The following is a 21450-nucleotide window of genomic DNA, read 5'->3' as shown; positions in this document are numbered from 1 at the left end:
TTCACCGTACATCAACCCATATCGATTTGAGCCAACAAGTCTCTCAATTCATTGGCTACAAGCTCCAAATCCGCCGAAGTGTTTTCTTGCGGCCCGCCTGAAGTTAGAAGAACCAGTTCTTCAAGGAAGGATGTTTGCTCCATTGATTTGCTGCTGCTCACATTTTGACGCTCCAATTCGGAAAAAGGTATGAGGTCGAGCACGTGTTGGGATAATTCCGCAATGTTGGGATAATCGAAAAGGGCCGTATCAGAAATGTCGATGTTCAGGCTGTCTCCCAGCAAGCTTCTGAATTGTTCCGTCATGACCGATTCCATCCCCATATCGAAAAACCCCCGGTGAAGCTCCGGCACATCGTGGGGATTGAAGGCAAGCAGTGTCGATATTGAGTTTTGGATATATTCCTGAATCAGTTCCAGCCGCTCCCCTTCCATAGCCATACTCAGTTCCGTCAAGAACTTTGAATGGCCGGGGCCGCTTTGATTCTCTTCTTCCCGTACAGTTGTTACCTCTATATCTGTAAAATCTTTAACGCTCGGGGTATCATTTATTAAATCCCCGACCCAATAACTTTCCTTAGAGAAAGGATATGTGGGCAAAGGTACTCTGCGCGGCGTTCCCTGCTGATATAGTTGATCCCAATCAACTTCCATCCCGCCAACCCAGAGTTCCGCTATTTTGTCTGGCTTTATGTTTGGATATCCGTCTGCAATAAGACTTGCATCATCCAATGCAGGCAATTTATGACTTCCCGACTCGATATTCCCGAAATAGATACCTCCATTGTCATCACCTTTCCTTGGGTTCAGGAACAATTCAAGCTTTCTCGCTATTTCTCCTAGACCTTCGGCAGTAAAGGCAAGTCTGAACGGCATCGGGTCCCGCCCTGTTTGCAGCGTATATATGATGTTGTGAAACTTGTTAGGTTCCCGCTGCTCCCCGATCGACTTCTCAACATATTCCTTCAGCAGTCGGGCATATGTGCGCAAGTTGTTTTCTTTTTTGCCGACAACACAAATACGGCAGGATTTGTATCCTGCCAAGCACTGCGTGTTCTATCAGGTTGAGCATCATATTCCTCTACGATCATGTGTACATTCACTCCTCCGGCTCCGAAAGAACTGATCCCGGCACGCCGCGGAACAACATGATCCTCGCCGTCAAGCTGGATTACTGGCTGCTTCCAATCGCTAAGGCCTTGTTGGACAAAAAACGGCGTATTCTCAAAGTTGATATTCGGATTCACACGATCTGAATGGATCAAGGTCGCCGCCAGCTTCTTATGCTTCATTTGGAGAAGCACTTTCGTCAACTGGGCAATCCCGGCCGCAGCCTCCAAATGGCCTATATTCGACTTCACCGAGCCTATGGCACAATACTGTTTGTCCGCTGTGTAACTGGCGAAAGCGTCGCTTAATCCCGCGACTTCAACCGGGTCGCCAAGCTTGGTCCCCGTCCCGTGAGCTTCGACGTAGCTAATGGTGCGCGGGTTGATATTGGCAGTTTCCAGCGCTTTTTTGATAACTTCAGCCTGGGCAACGGGATTCGGAACACTATACCCGAATGTTTTCCCGTCATGATTCACAGCCGTTCCCTTTATTACGCCATAGATATGGTCAGCGTCGGCGATTGCTTTGCTAAGCGGTTTCAATAAAACAGCCCCGACACCCTCCCCAGGAACGTAGCCATCCCCGTCCTGACCAAAAGAACGGCAGCGTCCGTCGCTTGCTGCAAACTGGCCAAAACACAGCGCCATGTACTTACTAGGGTGCAGGGACAGGTTCACGCCGCCCGCAATGGCCATTTCGCATTCTCCACTTTTTATGCTTTCACAGGCCAGATGGATCGCATAAAGGGAGGAAGAACATGCGGTATCGACACTCAGACTCGGCCCTCTCAAGTTGAAAATGTAGGACACTCTGTTCGCAATTGAATAAATCTGGGAATTAATCGGTGCCATATTCCCTTTTTCAAACTCTTTTAACACATGCAATTGGTAATTATTGAAGGTTACACCGGCAAAAACGCCAACCGGACTCCTGCCATCACCTGCGCTGTCATCTCGCAAACGCTTTTTGGTATAACCGGCATCCTCCAAACAGGAAGCTGCCGATTGCAGGAACAACCTTTCCTGCGGATCCATATAACGGGCTTCAAGCGGCGAAATTTGAAAGAAGGACGGATCGAATTTGTCCACATCCGGTAAAAAGCTGCCCCATTTGCAGTACATTCCCCCGGATTTTTTGCTGCTTCCGCTTTCCTGCTTGTAGTATTTCCGGTAGTCCCAGCGTTCCTTGGGGATCTCAATTACACAGTCCATTTCGTCCTCAAGGTTTTTCCAGAATTCATCCATATTGGCTGCCTGCGGGTATTGGCCGCTGATTCCAATAATGGCTATATCATGATTTGCCGCAGGGCTGCCATGAGTTCGGATATTCGCCGGTTTCTCATCACCCGGCTCCACGGGTCTGTTTGTATGCTGCCGGGCTTGCGCATTCTTTTCCTCTTGAAGCTGGTGTTGAACTTTCTCTTCTATTTGCAGCGCATCAGAGGCAACCGAATGTTGAACCAGCATGTGAACCTTATCTTCATATTCCTTGGAGAAATACAGCGCCAGCGTTCTTATGCTCTTATATGTAAAAAATAGAGTCGATGGAACCGGACCAAAGATTTGCTCCATTTGCTCGTTTAATTGCTGAACGACAATAGAATCGACTCCGTACTTATCAAAGCCTGTATCCGGATCAATTCGTTCTGGCTTTATTTTTAAAATACGTGACAGCATGCTTACAAAATATGCGACCATGAAGGCAAGGATTGCTTCAGGTTCTTCCTTGTCTGGGGTATGACACTGCACCGACAAGTCCAACTTATCGGGAGGCTCCGGCAGATCGACGATCCCGTTTACCGGGGGGTGAACTGTATTCCCAGTTGTGGCAGTCTCCCCAGAAATCCAATAGCTCTCTCTTGCAAATGGATAACCAGGCATGTTGATACGGCGCGGCCGGGAGCCATCATAGAGCCTGCCCCAGTCAAGGTCCAAACCCTTCACCCACAGCTCGGCAATGTTTTGCAGCTTTCTACTCCGAATCCAGGTATCCAGAATGGCTCTGGCATCTTCATCGTTTTCAAAAGCCGTCACTTCGCCATTACCCTTATGTACCTGAGCAGTACATGTGGCCGCCGTTGGATTGTTAAGAATAAAACCTTCCAATGCTTGTAACAAGCTCTCTCTTGAATCCGCCGGAAAAGCCAGACGATACTCCATCGCTTCCCTGCCTGCCTGCAAGGTGTAGGCGAGGTCAGCCAGGTTAAGGTCATCTTGCGCGTCGATCCAGCCCTTTATGGATTCTGCATAGATGTGTAACTGCTGCTTGCTTTTAGCCGACAGGACAAAGAGCACAGGATTCATGCCTGTGCTCTCCCGCGTTTCTTTTTGTTGTTCCGGAAGGTACTCTTCAATGACAATATGTGCGTTTGTGCCGCTGAACCCAAATGCGCTAACAGCAGCACGCCTCGGCTCTCCCGCAGAGGTTTCCCAAGGCTGCAGACGCTTATTGATATAAAAAGGGCTGTCAATTAAGGATATATGCTCGTTTAGTGAATCAAAGTGAACGGCAGGCGGAAGCATCTTGTGCTTTAAAGCCATTAGAACCTTGATAACCCCAGCTACACCAGCAGCTGTCAGCAAGTGTCCGATATTACTTTTGACCGAACCTAATGCACAGTAACTTTTATTATTTGTATAGGACTTAAACGCCTCAGTCAGCGCTTCCACTTCAATCGGATCTCCAAGCTTCGTCCCCGTCCCGTGGGCTTCTATCAGTGAAATGGTTTCCGGATTGATGTTAAATCGATTGTATACATCCTGCTCCAATTGGATTTGTGAGTTTACACTAGGTGCAGTAATTCCGTTCGTTTTTCCATCCTGATTGACTCCCCAACCGCGAATCACCCCATAAATGGGGTCGCCGTCCCGAACTGCATCGGAGAGCCGTTTTAATAAAACGACCCCCGCCCCCTCGCCGGGAACAAATCCATTGGCTTTGGCATCAAAGGTGCAGCATTTCCCATCCTTGGACAGCATTCCTGCTTTGCTGGTCGCGATATGCATGGAGGGCCCGATCATGATGTACACCCCGCCTGCCAATGCCAAGTCACTGGTTCCTAGCAGCAGGCTGTTGCAGGCTTCCGCGATCGCCACTAGCGATGAGGAGCATGCTGTATCAATAGCTAAACAGGGACCTTTCAAGTTTAACAAATAAGAAATCCTCGCACTTAAAATGGCAGTCGACGTCCCAGTAAAGAGCTGCGCGTTAATTGCCTGAATGTCTTTGGATTGTCCGTATTCATTAGGCACACATCCTACAAACACGCCGCACCGGCTTCCGGATAGGGAATTCGGGTTTATTCCCGCGTCTTCGATACAATGCCAGCAGTTTTCGATAAACAATCGCTGCTGCGGATCCATCCACTCTGCTTCTATAGGTGAAATATTGAAGAACAGGGGATCGAATTTGTCCACATCCTCAAGAAGTCCCATCCATTTGCTATAGGTTTTTCCCGGGACCTTTGGATCAGGATGGTAATGGTCCTGAACCGACCATCGCGCGGGAGGAATTTCCGTTATACAATCTTTCCCCTGAGCTACGTTGCTCCAGAACTGGTCCAGATCCTTTGCTTCAGGGAATTGTCCCGATATTCCAATAATCGCGATCGAATCCTGCGAGACTTGGTTCCTGTGCCCATCCGGTACCTTTTCCGGTGCCTTTTTAACCTGGATATCAGTTTGATCGGTTTTGAACATGGATTCGATCCTGTCTCTGACTTCAGGCTGGTTCACAAAGGTTCTTTGATGCATCTGCAATTCATGATCAAACGTTGGACGCACCTTGTCCCGAATGGATTGGGTCATAAGGTCTTTAAGTGCAATCAATGATTCCCTGGGCGCTTGAGCTAACTCTTGGGCCAGCTGTAACGCATAAGGGAGCACCTCATTTCTAGGCAAAACCGGGAAGAGAACTCCTTTCGCCTCCAATTCCGACCCGCGGAACTGCCTTCCGGTATACAAAATTTCCTGTGCAAGAGCTGTACCGAATTTTTCCGGAAAAATTAATGTTGCTCCAGCACCAGGGGTAAATCCATATTTCATATAGTTGCTGGAATAATAGCTCTCCCTGCTCATCACAATAAAATCGCAGAACATTCCCATGGCCCAACCGGCGCCAATTCCATGCCCCTGCATGGCAGCGATGACAGGAATCCTGCAGTCCAGAGCAAGGCTATAGATATTGATATCGGTAAACTTTACCCTGCCTTCCTGTATGGCCAACAGCCCTTCTTTGGTGCCGCCGGAGGCAAAGTAGCTGTCAAACCCGGTTAGGATCACTACTTTAAGGTCGGCTCCGGCCTTAATCGTTTCAAATGCCTGAACCAACCCGTCGGCTAGCTCCTTAGAGAATGTATTTTTATTGACGCGGTCCTGCATCGTCACCAGAGCAATCCCCGAATCAATCACCTGCAGATCAACTGCCTTCTGCTGCAAAGGTTGATCCGGGGCCGTACCCATGAGCTTATTCAATTCTTTCTCAGCATTTTCAGCGCTTAATTCACCCTTTTGAAGCGCACGGAACACATCTTTTGCATTCATCCATAACCCCTCTTTAAAAGTTTTGAGATTTTATTTGGTTTGATGAAAAAGCCGTTCAGCCAGATCTATATCCAAAGTGCCCTGTTGAACATGTTGGATCAGCTCATGCAGGGAAAGCGAAGAATTGGATGGCAAAGATGGCTGGCTCCATCCTTTTCCGTGCTGATTCAACTCTTTTTTCAGCAATGCGGACAACTCTCTAATCGTCGGATAATCATAGACCCTAGTTGCCGCAATAGACAGTCCATACTGTTTATTGATGGTTTGAATCCATTCTACGCCGATAATAGAATCGAGTCCCATGTCCGTGAATTTCGCATCTATATCCACATCAGACAGTTTCATGGATAAGATCTCCAGCCAAGCTTTCCATCAGCTCCTCCTGCAAATGTTCAAGAGATATTGGCTGGGGCTGCTCCGAAACCCTGAACGGCGGTGAATTTTGAACACCGGCTGAATGCAGGGGCTTCAACTCGATTGATGGTTGTATATTTTTCGCCTGAGACAAGCTTGTTGCGGCACCCTCCGCACTATGGACTGCAGCGCTGTCTTTTTTGTCCATTTCTTTTTGCAGGAATTTCATGAATTCCCTGAGATTCGGGTAATCATAGACTTTGGTTGCAGGAATGGACAGTCCGTAGCGTTTGTTTATAGCTTGAATCCACTCCACACCTGTGATGGAATCCAGCCCTATATCCATAAAGCTTTTATCTTTATCGACATAAATCCGGCCGAGGGATAAAGTGTCCGCCAAACTTGCCGCTAACTCTTCCTCCAAATGATCCGCCCAAACCGCTTTTTTCGCTGGGATGGAGGCTTCTGTCTCATGGCTCTTCACTTGCTGCCCTAACGGAGTGCTTGGCCATGACAGCCCAACAGATGGACGGCTTTGCTCTATCGTTCCCGTTACTGTTTTGTGGTCCCAGGATAAAGGTTGAAGAGAAATCCCGCTCGGCTTGGCTGCTGCATCGCTGAAGAACACCTCCTCCGAAGCCACAGTCTGGCGCGAGTACTTCAACATTTCTGTATCCGGCTGTTGTCCGGACAGTTTTGCCGCATTTGGACTCGCCGATGCATGAGCTGCATGATTGACCGCTTGAGGCGTTACCGTGACTTGTGAAACTCCAGTTTCAGACACACCGATCCAGTAACGCTCCCTGGCAAAAGGATACGTAGGTAAGCTAACTCTTTGCGGCTTCACGTTTCCGTACAGCTTGTTCCAGTCAAAACTTAGCCCCTGAACCCAAAGTTCAAGAAGCCTTCCGTATTTTCTCTTGTTCATCCACGCCTCAACTGCCCTTTGTAAATCCTCATCCGCTGCAAACAGCGTCACAGTCTCTTTATTGCGTTTAGCCTGTCCCCTGTACAGCCCCTCAACGCCATCCTGCCCTGTGACAAATCCCCTCAGCTTCTCCTCCAATTCCTGTAAGGAACGGACAATAAAAGCCAAACGTTCTTCCATAGCTTCGCGCCCCACTTGAAGCGTATAGGCTATATCAGCTAAAGAAACATCGGCAAACTGACCCTCCGCGATCCCATTCAAAAACTGCTGGGCCTGGGCTTTAAGCCGTTCTTCACTTTTGGCCGAAAGGACAATCACTGCGGGATTCTTCGCGCTGATCGATGCTTGAGGCCTTTCCGCTCTTTCCGGAATGTATTCTTCGATAATGACATGGGCATTCGCTCCACCGGCTCCAAAGGATGAAATCCCGGCAATTCTCGGACATTCTATCTTTGTTCCGTTTAGCTCAACCACGGGGCGCTTCCATTCGGACAGTTCCCGCTGGAGAACAAATGGCGTTTTCGCAAAGTTGATATTGGCATTTAACTCCTTGGCATGCAGGCTCGGAGCAATCTTCCGGTGCTGCATTTGCAGGACAATTTTTGTTAATCCGGCAATACCTGCCGCAGCCTCGAGATGACCGATATTGGATTTTACCGAGCCTATGGCGCAGTAGCTCGTATCCTGGGTATCTTTGCGGAAAGCCTGAGTAAGCCCTGTGATTTCGATGGGATCACCGAGTTCCGTTCCCGTCCCGTGAGCTTCGATGTAGCTAACCGTGCGGGCATTTACGCCAGCTTTATCCAGCGCCGCCCTAATTACCTCTCCTTGAGCATTTGGATTTGGCACGGTGTAACCGTTGGTCTTTCCTCCGTGATTAATACTGGTACCGCGAATAAGAGCATAAATATGGTCGCCGTCTTCCACAGCCCGGGATAACGGTTTTAGCAGGAACGCCCCTACTCCCTCTCCAGGCACAAATCCGTTAGCGCCTTGTCCGAAACTTTTGCACCTGCCGTCAGCCGAAAGCATTTTCTGAGCGCACAACAGGACATAGTTGGAAGGGTGAAGATACAGGTTGACTCCGCCTGCAATCGCCATTTCGCAATCTCCGTGACGGAGGTGTTCGCAGGCTTCATGAATGGCAGTCAGCGATGCCGAACACATAGTGTCTATAGGCATGCTGGGCCCTTGAATATCCAAGGTATAAGAAATCCGGTTGGCCACAGAGCTAAAAGAAGTGGTAGGATAAAGCCTTTTGCCCTGCTTCCACAGTTCGGCTCCGTACAAATCGAAGCCTGTTTTCGTAATTCCGGCGAAGACACCCACCTTCCGTTTATACTGTACCGCAAGCTGCTCTCTGGTATAGCCGGCGTCCTCTAAGCTTTCCCAGCAAGACTCCAAGAACAGCCTCTCCTGGGGATCCATCCCCATCGCCTCGCGAGGCGAAATATTGAAGAACAGCGGGTCAAAGTCTGCAAAACCATCCACAAATCCTCCCCACTTGCTATAGCTTTTGCCTTGTGCTACTGCCTCCTGGGCATCATGATGGTAGAATCCTTCCAACGGCCAGCGTTCTGGGGAAATCTCGGTAATACAATCTTTCCCTGCCTGTAGATTCTCCCAATACTCTTTCAGATTTTGGGCCTGCGGATAACGGCCCGAAATGCCGATGATGGCAATAGGTTCCTGGTCCCTCTCAGCGTCGGAGGAGACGGGAGCTTTGCTCCTTTTCGCTTCTGCGGAAAGGGTAGAAGGAGAATGGACTGCGGAATGAAGATTGAGTGGCTCATTTACAATCGGCCTGCCCAGATTTTCAAGCCCCGCCCATCTGAAGCACTCCTGTGCATAGTCTGCAATCAGGTATTCAGCCAAAGCTTGCAGAGTCTTATATTCAAAGAACAAGGTTTTTGACAATTCTCCAAAAATTACACTGAGCTTTTGATTGAGCTGCATGATCATAACCGAATCCACTCCGTAGTTTTCCAAATGTTCATCGGCATCGATCTGAGAAACACTCATTTTGGTGATTTCTCCGAAAATAACTTTCATTTTGTGAACAATTCTGTCCTGCAAAAAGTGATGTTCCTCACGCCGGCCGGATTCATCATTCAAGTGCGAATAAATCTTGGGCGAGTCCTTCCGCATATGATCCTGCAGTTTGGATACATCTCCCTCGAACACCAGCACCTGACTTTTCCCTGAAGCTAGCCCCTGATATAAGGCCTGAACACCGCTCGAAGTCTCCATAGCAACCATTCCAATGCGTTGCCGCATGATCTCTTCCATCTCTTCGTTGATTTGCATGCCGCCTTCTTTCCACAGCGGCCAATTCATGGAGAGCGTTTGTCCCCGGCGTTGACCGGAAATCACCAAGCTGCTGCGGTATCCGGCATAGGCATCCATAAAGGCATTGGCTGCTGAATAGTCCGCCTGCCCCACATTGCCCCATGCGCCTGTCCCGGAGGAAAATAACACGAAAAAGTCAAGAGGCAGCTCTTTGCTGGCTTGATCCAGATTAATGAGCCCGGTGACTTTAGGTGCGAGAACCTGCTCGATCTCTATGTTGTCTTTTTTCAAAATAAAGCTGTCACGAATGACTCCGGCACTGTGAATGATTCCATCAAGGGTTCCATATTTCTCGGTGATATCGCGGATCATTCCTGTGACAGCTCCCATCAGAGCGATATCTGTTTGCCTGTATTCTACCTTGGCGCCCAGTCGTTCTAACTCCTTTAAACGCGCTTCTTTCTCCATACTTAAAGGAGACCTTCCGGTAAGAACCAACACGGCATCCTCGACCTTTAAGGCTATATCCTTAGCGAAAATGAGTCCCAATGCTCCGGCTCCGCCCGTAATCAGATAAACGCCCCGATCTTTCCATGGCAGGGCTGCCACTTGGGATACTTCCATCTCGCTCCAACCGGCAACGCAGCGTTTTCCGTCTTGATAGCTGATTTTATAATCACCAGGGCAGAGGCTGTTTTCCATCAGTTTCTCCGCAACGCTTTCGTCATTCTCCTCGATCCTTATGATCTGCCCTACAAGCTTTGGATTCTCCAAGCGTGCGGTTTGTAACAACCCCGACAGTCCGAAATAGACCTGCTGCTCCTCCTGACCCGGTATGACAATCTGCATCAATACCTGCTCCCTGGGTTTGCTTTCAAACATGCTGCGGATTTCTCTGAACACCTTCAAGGTATAGTCCTGGAACCTCTCATCTATTCCCACTTTGCCCGACTGCAAGGAGATACAGCGGACGCCGTCCATTCGAACTGCGATGTCTTCAGGTGAAATCCCGCGGGTTTCGCATAGTATGACCAAATGCTTTTCATAGCTTGGTACTGCTGCTTCATAGGCAATACCGCTTTCCTGCCAGACTGGCTGGAGCATCAGCTTTCTTGACGTTGTCGAAGGTTGATTGGCAGCTGTAGGGACATTCATTGAAGATCCAGTACCGGAAGCCGCCGCATGATTACCGTACTTTGCCAAATTTCCAGCTGTCCAATAACGTTCCCTAGCAAAAGGATAGGTTGGCAGGCTAATACGGCAAGGCTTCGCATCTCCGTACAACTGGTTCCAATCTACTGCCAATCCCTTTACCCACAGTTCCACGAGCTTGTCATAGTTGTTTGTTTCAACCCACGTTCTGATGGCATCCTGCAGTTCTTCATCCGATGCAAAACCAGCCAGCTCATCCTTATTTCGTTTGACTCTACCGCGGTAGAGTCCGTCAGCCTCATCCACGCCAGCCAGGAAGCTCTGCAATTTCTCGGTAAGCTCCTGCAATGACTTTGCTGTCATGGCCAAACGCTCTTCCATCGCTTCTCTTCCCACCTGTAGGGTATAGGCCATGTCGGGCATGTCTTCATCTCTGAAATGCCTCTTCCCGATTGCGGCCAGTAACTGGTCAGCTCGTTCCCGGAGCCTTGCTTCGTTCTTAGCCGACAGGATGATGACTGCAGGGTTTCTCCGTGTGATGGCAAGGCGAGCCCGTTCCCGCTGCTGCGGCATATACTCCTCAATCACGATATGAGCATTTGCTCCTCCGGCTCCAAAGGATGAAATACCGGCAATTCTCGGGTATTCTCTGACGACTCCGTCAATCCTTGCTACCGGCCTTTTCCACTCCGCCAGCTCTTGTTGAACAATAAATGGGGTACTTCCAAAGTCAATGTTTGGATTAAGAACCTTTGCATGAAGCGAAGGCACCAACTGACGGTTTTTCAACTGCAGCAGTACTTTTGTCATTCCGGCAATACCTGCCGCACTTTCGCAATGTCCAATGTTCGACTTGACCGAGCCGATTGCGCAAAATTGCTTTTCCTCAGTTTCTTGCTCAAAAGCTCTTGTCAATCCGGCAATTTCAATCGGATCTCCCAGCTCTGTGCCCGTTCCGTGGGCCTCCAGGTAACTGACAGTCCGTGGATGGACGCCTGCGCGCTTCAAGGCATCTACAACCAGTTGGAACTGTGCATGGGGATTGGGCACCGTATATCCGTTGGTCTTCCCTCCCGCGTTCAACGCACTCCCTTTGATCACTCCGTAAATATGGTCCCCATCGGCAATCGCCTTCGCCAAAGGCTTTAATATAACAGCCCCAACGCCTTCGCCGTCAACAAATCCGTCGGCTTGATCTCCAAAAGCCTTGCACTGGTCTCCGGGAGAGATCATGGTCATAGACGCCAGCCTCATGTAGTGAGCCGGGTCTACGATTAAATTGACTCCGCCTGCAATAGCACAATCACTCATGCCGCTGTACAGACTTTCCAAGGCTAAATGAATAGCTGTCAAGGATGAAGAACATGCGGTATCTACCGCCAAACTCGGCCCCTGGAAGTTAAATAGGTACGAAATCCGGTTTGCGATGGACCAATAGCTGACCCCTGTTGGGTAGTTGGCGTTCATAACTCCGGCAAACACTCCGACTTTTCTGCTTTCGCAAAGATTTAGCGGCGTATAACCGGCGTCTTCAATGCCCGCATACACAACTTCCAAAAACAGCCTCTCCTGCGGGTCCATCATCTCAGCTTCTGCGGGAGAAATCTTGAAAAATAAGGGATCGAATTTATCAATATCGTCAATAAATCCTCCCCATTTGCTGTATATATAGCCCTTTTTGCCTTTTTCTTCATGATAGTATTGCTTCCAATCCCAACGGTCCTTAGGAATTTCAGTAATGCAATTGCTGCCGGTCTTTAAATGTTCCCAAAGTTCAGCGATATTATTGGCTTGGGCATAACGCCCTGCGAGGCCGATAATGGCAATATCCCGAACTTCCGAAACCCGCGGGGCGTTCGCTTCAGTTCCTACAGAACTGTGCTGCAGAAATCGTCCTCCTCGCCTCGGCATCGGTACTGGCAGCCTATACGCCAGCGGGGCGGCAGTTTCATCAATTCCCGGAATTTCCTCGAAAGTCTGAGCCTCTTCCTCGCCTAACAGAGCTAATAACGAATCCCTTTGAGTTTTCATAAAATGCCCGACCAAAGCGTCAATAGTTTGATACTCAAAAAATAAGGTACTGCTGACATGATTGAATACCTTTCGCATGGTATTGGTTAATTGAACAACCAAAAGCGAATCAATTCCGTATCTTTCCAGAGGCTCTGCAGTGTCTATTTTATCAACAGGAAACTTGAGCGTATCAGCTACCAGTTTTTTTATATACGCCGTGCTTTTCTCCTGCAATGAATCCGCTGCTTTCCCGCCTGCCTGCTTCACGTTCTTTTTCTGGACAACCTTAACTTCCACAGGAACCGCTGCTTCAGAAGCGGCTTTATTGTCTTTCTTCCATGCAGGCCATTCTTCTGGCTTGAACCCTTGCTTTTGTCTTACAGCTCCATTACTTGCAGCAGTAATGATCTGCTGCCCCAAACCATTCGCCTCAGGAATCTGGAAACATACCGAATGGAATCCTTCGCCTTCCAGCACCTTCCTCCAAGCTTGCGCGGATAACCCCGGACATCCCGGAATGCGTAGAGCTGGATCTTCGTACAGCCACCATCCTTCCAATAGACCAAAGGTCAAGTGGGCAAACAGAGAATTGGTAATAAGCTCATTTAGAAGAAGCTGGCCGTTCTTTCTAAGTAATGCCTTTGCATTGCGCAAGGTATGACGAATATGGGTTGTGGCATGCAATACATTGGCGGCGATTGCCAAATCATACGCACCTAACTCGATATTCTGTTCTCCAACAGGCTGCTCCACATTAAAAATCCTGTAGGTCAAATAAGGATTCTCAGGACCATACTCTTTCTCCGCATGGATCAGAAAAGCTCTCGAAACGTCGGTATAGCAATATTCGCCAATATGCTCCCGATACGGGCCCAGCTTCTTGAGGACCATGCTGCTGGTTCCTCCGGTGCCCGCCCCGATTTCGATAATCCTCACCTGCGCTGACGGGTCTTGCTCTATTCGCTCAGCTACATATGCTGTCACTAAGTCGGATAATACCTCGTTATAGTAATCCGCTGACGGATTGTTCTTGTAAACCCCTTCCACTAACTCCATGGAGGAATTCGGGAACATAATGTCAGTAGGCTGGACCTTACCGGTAAGAATTTGCGGCAATGAACCCAGCATGGCCTCTAATAATGCCACCTGGGCTCTCATATCTGGATGTTCCAGCCAGTCGCCCTTCTTCCGATCCCATTCCTGCCATGCTGCTTCAAGATCCACCTCTCTTGCATCGGTAAGCACCTTGAATGCGGCTCCATCAAGCCTGATATAGTTATTCCGGGCTAAGACCGCGATACTTTCTTCCAGCCACTTGTCGTATAAGGAGCAAATCCCGCTTTTTTCCTTAAGATCTGCTGCAGCCGTATTCTCTTCTGCAAATACCTCCATGGACTGCAGCTGTCCCCAAAGCAGCTTGCACAGCAGATTGTCTAATTCTTCCTTTTGCTTCAGCGTCCCCGCTTGTTCGTCCTCCAACTGAAACTCTTGTCTTGTGCACACATTCCTGTATTCTTCTGCCAAATACCCTGCCAGTTTGTGGATGGTTTCATGTTCAAAAAGTTCAGTGTGAGAGAGTTCAAGACCACACGCTTCACGGAGCCTGTCCGCAAACTCTGCTGCTTTGTAAGGATCAAATCCGCATTCCGTTAAACGAACATCGGGATCTATTTGATCAGCATGAACATGAATTAATTCACTCGCTATTTGTGTCAAGACCGCCTTCATTTCATCCAGTGATACCCCTGTGCTCACCATATGAGCAGGCGGAACAGATTTGTGCATCAGTTGAACGCCAATTTCAGGACCATCTGGGTAGACTGTAATCGAGTCCTGTACATCCATTCCATCCAAAACCAACGGTTTTGTGGTTTTCATAAAGGCCATTTGGTTCATTGGAGCATCAAAAAGCGATTCCAAAGCTTTCCAAGCCTCTGAAGGCTCAATGGAACCTATGCCTGCCTGAACCATTCGTTCCTGGTAGGACTTGGAGGCTACGATTCCGACGCTCCCCCAATATCCCCAATTCATCACCTTCACCGCACTGTCCCGTTCAAGTGCCAGCTGATGGGCAAAAGCATCCTTAAAGGTACACCCAGAAGCGTAATTACCCTGTCCGGCAGATTTCAGGAATGAAATCATCGAAGAAAAGAACAGCACGAAATCCAAGGGCTCTTCTTGCATAACCTGAGCTATCCGCACACTCACATCCACCTTGGCTGTAAGCCCGGCCTTGAATCTTTCCTCATCCATGTTTGCAAGGCTTTGGTCCAGCAGCACAATGGCAGAGTGAACCACTCCATGAATCTTCGAATGTTTCACTTTGATTTCATCATAAGCCTCTTGAAGCGCCTTCCGGTCACTTACATCGGCACATAGATAAACAGGCTCCGGCCCCAGGGCTGCCAACCTCTCCAACTTAGCTTGAATAGCCGCATCCTTGTCCCTACGTCCGATCCATACAACCTGCGCTTGCCAGTTACGGATAACATATTCGCTCCAAGCTTCTCCGATGCCGCCTGCTCCTCCGATCACTACATATACGCCACCGTGTCTATACATAGGTTCGCCCGAAGGGATATCACGCACCGGAATTAGCTTCTGCCTGTACCATTCTTGATTACGGTACACCCAAGCATCCCCGCGGGGGTCTGAGGGCAGAGCGAACATTTCTTGAACGGGCCATTCACAGCCGGCTTCCAAGTCTATTACCCGCGTCTTCCAATTCGGGTATTCCTTGGCCATTGTGCCCATAAGACCATAGACACTTGCATGCGCCGGGTTTACCGCGTCGTTTTTATGAATGGGCTGCGTTTGTACCGTAATCACGGTCCAACCCAAATCCTTGGCGTCATATCCCAGTTGAAGCAGCGCTTTCATTACTTTAAAAAGATGGAGAACACCACATTCCTGATCTGCAATACATACCTCACTAGCTGCGGATTCTAAAGGTTGAGAAGGCGCCATCCAAATCAAATGGTCAATCGGACCATACTCTTCCATTTTACTCGCCAGTTCTTCCATAGATTCCCCGTATTGGGTCACCCATACGTCCATGTGCGGGCAGCTGCGTTTAAGCATTTCCCAATTGTCTTGATCTCCGCCTATCACCACTACGCGATCTGCAGCAGCCGGAAAGCTCTGCCCCATTTCCAGCTTAACAGCATCCCACACAGGAGCAAGCATGACCGGACCTGTTGCTGTCCAGCCTGCGTATTCAGTGGAACCCGTTTGCGGCACATGGCTGAATTGGAGATCCCTTTCCAGCATCCGGGATGAAACACCTTTCATCCTTACACATACTCTGCCTTGTTCATCACATAAATCAATATCGGTTTTCTCCAACTTATCCCCTGCAGCAGCATGATCACTATACCGGATTAGAGCCCACATCGTTGAATGGCATGTATCAAAAATCTCAAGTTCCTCCAGAGCGAAGGGCATAACCGGCTTATTGGGACGTCTTGGATCTCCATTGGCATACATCATTAACCCTATGTACGACTGCAAAGCAGAATCCATCAAGCTGGGATGCATGACATACTGTTCCTTCGTATTGGAAAGGAAATCGGGCAGTGACAGTTTGGCCAGCACCTGCTCAGCGCCTTTATAGATTTCTACAATTCCACGGTATGCTGGACCATAGTCCATTCCCATAGCACGAAACACTTCATAACATTGGTCGGATGAAATCTTGCCCTGTCCGCACTCTGCCTGCAAAGCCTGCAGATTCAGCACAGGCGACTTTGTTCCCGGAATGACTACCGCACTGCCCTGACTGTGTATCACACAATCTTCCGCTTCTGTTTCAGGAACACTGTAGATGTCGTAATCAATCGTGCCGTCTTCCTTGGGGTACAACCCGATATGGATCTCCACAGGCAGGTCAGCGACCACGACTGGCCTTATCCAAACCACATCTTTGAGGAGAATTTGAGCCTTGGCTTCGTGCATGTTCCCTAGCGCATGATAAACTGCTGTTCTGGCCATTTCCAAATAGGCAACACCAGGAAGAACCTTCCCGCCTTTTACCCTATGATCTGTAAGGAAAAACTCCTGCCCGTTAAAGGTTGTGCTAAACCTCATCTCGGATAAATCCGATGTGTTCTGATGCAGGAATGGGTGGATAACAGCCGCACCACTGTCTGGCTTGACGTCCATGTCAGGAACCCAATAGCGCTCCATTGCGAAGGGATACGTTGGCAAACTGATGATACTTGGCTTGAAGCCCTCATAGAGTCTGTTCCAATCATAGTTCAAGCCTTTGACCCAAAGGTCTAAAATCTTTCCATATTTGCTTCTTTGTGTCCAGACATCGATTATTTTTTCAAAATCTTCATCTTCCATGAGTACGGCGACATGTTCTTTGCTTTGCTTCCCTTGGGTCCAGTACACATCTTCAGCAAGATCCGATTCTTCCACAAAACTTTGCAGCTTTTCCTCAAGCTCGGAAATTGAGCTCACGATCATGCCCATGCGCTCATCCATGGCTTCTCGCCCGACCTGAAGCGTATATGCTATGTCAGGCAGATCGCCGTCGGAAACTTGACCTTTCCTAATAAATGCTATCAGCTGTTTTGCCCGCGCCTTAAGCCGTTCATTATTTCTGGCGGATAAAACAATTACAGTTGGATTTTGGGAAATCCCTACAATAGCGGGCTTTGCTATTTCCTGGGGAATATATTCCTCCAGCACAACATGGGCATAAGCACCTGACATACCAAAAGAACTTACTCCGGCGCGTCTAGGCGTACCTTCGGGACACTTCCAATCTTCTAATTCTCGATTTATGTATAGTGCCGACTTATCCAAATCAATATAAGGATTCAACTTATTGAACATGGGCAAAGCCGGTATCTGACGATGTTTCATTTGGAGAATAACTTTGACTACGCTTGCTATACCAGCTGCACCTTCTGCATGACCGATATTAGCCTTTACTGAGCCTACAGCACAGAACCCTTCATTCCCTGTAAAATGCTTGAACGCTCTTTTTAAACTATTCATTTCAATCGGATCGCCTAACTTTGTACCTGTGCCATGAGCTTCTATATAGCTGATGGTTTCAGGAGGCACTCCTGCATCCTCCCAAGCTTTCACAATAACATTCTCTTCTCCCGCTACGCTTGGTGCAGTTATAGACGGCGTATATCCTCCATGCAGGGCGGCCGAACCTTTGACAATCGCATAAACACGGTCTCCATCTTTAATGGCCTGATCCAGCGGCTTCAACAGCATACTGGCAACACATTCCCCTGGAATATAACCGTCTGCAGCTTCATCGAAAGTATGGCAGCGTCCTGAAGGCGATAATGCCCCCATACTGCTGAAGTAACGGTAATGCCAAGAAGATAGGAGCAGATTCGCTCCACCTACAAAAGCCATGCTGCACTCTTTATTTCTTAACGCCTGGCACGCGTAATGCAATGCGAACAAGGAGGATGAACACGCCGTATCTATGGCAATACTCGGACCTTTCAAGTCAAGGAAAAACGAAATGCGATTGGCAAGTATCGTCTGAGATGTACCTATACCGACATAAGGATCAACGGGAAGATTCTTTTCGGCAATCAAATCTTTATAATCGTGGCAGCAAGCCCCAATAAATACTCCTGTGTCTGTACCTCTCAGCCTGTTCATGACGCCTGCATCTTCCCCTGCAGCATAAATGCTTTGCAGCATAAGCCGGAGCTGAGGATCCATCCACTCTGCTTCACGAGGGGAAATATGGAAAAATTCCGCATCAAATTTATCTACATTTTCGATAAAGCCGCCCCACTTACAGTAGGTCTTATCTTGAGTCTCAGGATTGGGATCATACCAAGGACGGTAATCCCAATGGTCCAGAGGAATCTCTGTGATTACGTCTGTTTTTTCCCTCAAATTATTCCAAAACTGTTCCAAATCAGATGCCCCAGCAAAGGTTCCATGAATCCCTATGACAGCAATCTCATCTCTAGCAGGTTCGGACCAGGTCTGGCTGGTTGACGGTACGAATTTGTTAGGTTCGGCGTTGATCGTTTCTTGTGAAGCCTGCCTGTTGTCACGGACGATCTCAGGCTTCGACTGGTTCCTTGAACCGGACTCAAGAAGCTGAACAAACGCATCCCCGTGCTCTTGTGAAAAGAACTTTGTAAGCTCCTTCACATTCGGGTACTCAAAAAACAATGCAGGACTCAGCTCAATGTTTGCTTCTCTTTCAATCTCGCGGGTCAGTGCAATAAAATCCGAAGACCCCACGCCCAAATCCATTAAATTAATCTCAATATTGGACGTTTTCTTGTATCCGGGTATGATGCTGCACAGCTTGTCTCTCAAATATTTTTGTACTTTACCTGAAAGGTGGGATGCTGCCCCAGTCACCACAGGCTTGTATTCACCCGAACTGTTTTGGCTTTGTCCTTGATGCGTCGCATCCTCTTCTAATATCCGGCTGCCGGAATGACTTTGCGCCGCAGATCGAAGCCTTTTCGAGGAGCATCCTGAAAAACTCGCAATAACCTGTGAGCGATCATTCATCACATCCGCATCGAAAATCGCCATCTCTCCCGAAAACTTCCTTAGCGTTACCAATAACCAAAATGACTCCAGCTTGCCGGTCTGCTGAACATACATATCTTTAATCCCAAAGGGCAGAAATCCGCCATTCATGTCTTGTCGGCCCAAAAGCGGAACTACCGCCTGGAAGGCGTTATATATCATGAGCGGATGCGTTGCATACGTATGCTTTTCTTCCTGAAGCGCTTGAGTCAAATCCACTCTGGCAAGCACCCGGTCATGTCCAGCATAAATTCGGCTTATATTTTTAAAGGTATCTCCAACTTGAATAGCAGGATTGTCGGAATAAATATGTTCGAAAGCTTTCAGCTCTTCCAACTCACCCTGTAATTCCTCCAAATTGATGCTGCCGCCTGCGAATGAAGACTTGCGTAATGTGCCCGTAGCACTCAGATCCCACGCCTCATCCAAGCGATATCGGTAAACAGCACGAAAATCAGCATGATCCCCGATTTGTTCAGACTCAATCGCAATTTCCGCATGCTGCCCTTTTTTAATTTCAACAGGCTTTATAAAATGAAGTCCATGGAGATGAACGTTGTTTTCCTCTGGAAATGCTCTAAAAAAATCATTGATTGCCAGGCTTGCATGAGTCATTCCAATAAGAACAGGTTCGCCTCCGACCTTATGATCCTGTAAATAAGGCTCGTCATAAGCATAAACCTCAGGAACAGCGGAATTCTTACTGTCCGGTTGGGATGAATCAACGCTTCGAGTGCTAATTATCCCAGCGTTTCCGTTGTAAAGTTCCTGAACCCAGCAGAGCTCCTTAGCAAAAGGATAGGCAGGAAGATGAACCCGTCTAGGTCTTGAATTATCATACAAGCTATCCCAATCGAGCTGTAATCCGTTCACCCATAATTCTGCTATTTTCCGCCATTCTCTACGTTGAACAAGAAGGGTTACCTCCTCTTCACTCGCTTCATTCCTATTCAACTGCGCAGTCAACACGCCTGCAGGCTGACGATTTTCCAGAATCGCTTCCATAACCTCGACAGCGGACTCCCTTGAATCTGCAAAAAAGCAATACGGTGCTCCATCGCTTCCCGGCCGACCTGCAACGTGTATGCGATATCTGCCAAATCGGGCTCAGAGTGAGATTGGATGAAATTCTTCAACGACTTTACATAGAATCGCAGCTGGTTCTCGCTTTTCGCCGACAGGATGAACAATAACGGAGAATCGGATTTGCCGCCGGACAATGAGGAAACATGTTTGTCTGGGGCCGGATACTCCTCAATAACAAGATGGGCATTGCTGCCGCTAAATCCGAATGAACTCACACAAGCCTGCCTTGGAACGCCAGATGGAGACTCCCAAGGTTTTAATTCGGTATTCACATAAAATGGGGAAGTCTTGAAATCGAAGTGCTCATTTGGACTTTTAAAATGTAATGTCGGTACTAGCATCTGATGCCTCATACTTAGCAGCACTTTCTGAATACTTGCCACCCCGGCGGCTGCCGATACATGCCCGATATTGCCTTTTACCGAACCTATCGCACAATAATTCCTCCGGCTTGTCTTTTCCTTAAAGACCGTCGACATTGCTTCCAATTCGATAAGGTCACCCAGCTTCGTCCCTGTCCCATGCATTTCAGCATATCCGATCCGCTCTGGATCAATTTGATACTTATCATAGATCTCCCGCTCCAACTGCATCTGGCAGTTTTTACTGGGAGCGGTAATTCCGTTCGTATTGCCGTTTTGATTGATTCCCGAACCGATAATAACGCCGTATATAGAGTCACGATCCGCCTCGGCGTCACTCAGTCTTTTTAGCACCAATGCTCCGGCACCTTCGCCCGGCACAAATCCATCGGCATGATTGTCAAAAGCTTTGCTATGGCCGCCAGGTGACAGCATTCCAGCTGCACACATGCTTATATATCTATCAGGCGTCAGATACAGGCTTACGCCTCCTACCAACGCCATATCAATTTCGCGGTTTAATAATGCCTGGCACGCCAAATGTGCTGCAACCAGGGAGGAAGAACAGGCTGTGTCTACGGAGATTGCAGGCCCTGTTAAATTCAAATAATAAGCGATGCGTGCCGCAGCTATGGCAGAGCTGTTACCGGTCGTGTCCATGGCTTCAGCCTTATTTTTATAGAGCATCATGCCATATTCATTACCCGCAATCCCAAGATACACACCGCATTTCTTGCTGCTTAGCAAGCGGCGGCTGTATCCCGCATCCTCAAACGCTCTATATGCCTCCTGCAGGAAAATGCGCTGCTGAGGATCCATAGTCTCCGCTTCCGCTAACGGAATATGAAAAAATGCAGGATCAAAATATTCGATATCATCCAACATCCCCATCCAATTACAGTTCAATTTCCCCCGTTGATTAGGGTGCGAATCATAGTACGCATTCACATCCCAGCGCGAAGCCGGAATTTCCCGGACAGCATTTTGGGCAGAGGCTAGGTTATCCCAATATTGGTCTAATTCATCCGCACCGGGGTACCTAGCAGACATCCCGACAATGGCGACAGCATCCTTAC

Annotated in this window: 4 protein-coding genes and 1 pseudogene; all 5 read right to left on the bottom strand. The window is 48.5% G+C overall.

The window, feature by feature from the left end:
• Nucleotides 1-11: 11 nt before the first annotated feature.
• A complete protein-coding gene (locus L0M14_RS06375; protein ID WP_235121353.1) occupies nt 12-989 on the bottom strand; it encodes an acyl carrier protein in 978 nt (325 codons plus the stop codon).
• On the bottom strand, nt 965-5650 hold the full coding sequence (locus L0M14_RS06370; RefSeq protein ID WP_235121352.1) for a beta-ketoacyl synthase N-terminal-like domain-containing protein: 4686 nt from the start codon (nt 5648-5650) through the stop codon (nt 965-967). The genes L0M14_RS06375 and L0M14_RS06370 overlap by 25 nt, the downstream gene beginning before the upstream one ends.
• A gap of 30 nt (nt 5651-5680) precedes the next feature.
• Nucleotides 5681-5995 carry an acyl carrier protein gene (locus L0M14_RS06365; protein WP_235121351.1) on the bottom strand — a complete coding sequence of 105 codons (315 nt, stop codon included), beginning with the start codon at nt 5993-5995 and terminating at the stop codon, nt 5681-5683.
• Nucleotides 5982-19931 (bottom strand): SDR family NAD(P)-dependent oxidoreductase, encoded by a 13950-nt coding sequence (locus L0M14_RS06360; protein WP_235121350.1) that lies wholly within the window; start codon nt 19929-19931, stop codon nt 5982-5984. Before L0M14_RS06360 ends, L0M14_RS06365 begins: the two co-directional genes overlap by 14 nt.
• A pseudogene (locus L0M14_RS06355) lies at nt 19917-21448 on the bottom strand (type I polyketide synthase); the annotation flags it as partial. The gene L0M14_RS06360 and the pseudogene L0M14_RS06355, both read right to left, overlap by 15 nt.
• Nucleotides 21449-21450: the final 2 nt, after the last annotated feature.

Origin of the sequence: Paenibacillus hexagrammi, assembly GCF_021513275.1 — a bacterium.
GTDB lineage: Bacteria > Bacillota > Bacilli > Paenibacillales > NBRC-103111 > Paenibacillus_E > Paenibacillus_E hexagrammi.
This window is presented reverse-complemented; position numbering and strand designations above follow the sequence as displayed.

Bases quoted from the DNA above. Each gene is read 5' to 3' on its own strand.
- L0M14_RS06370 (WP_235121352.1), bottom strand. From the start codon at position 5,650: ATGAATGCAAAAGATGTGTTCCGTGCGCTTCAAAAGGGTGAATTAAGC.
- L0M14_RS06365 (WP_235121351.1), bottom strand. From the start codon at position 5,995: ATGAAACTGTCTGATGTGGATATAGATGCGAAATTCACGGACATGGGA.
- L0M14_RS06360 (WP_235121350.1), bottom strand. From the start codon at position 19,931: ATGGAAGCGATTCTGGAAAATCGTCAGCCTGCAGGCGTGTTGACTGCG.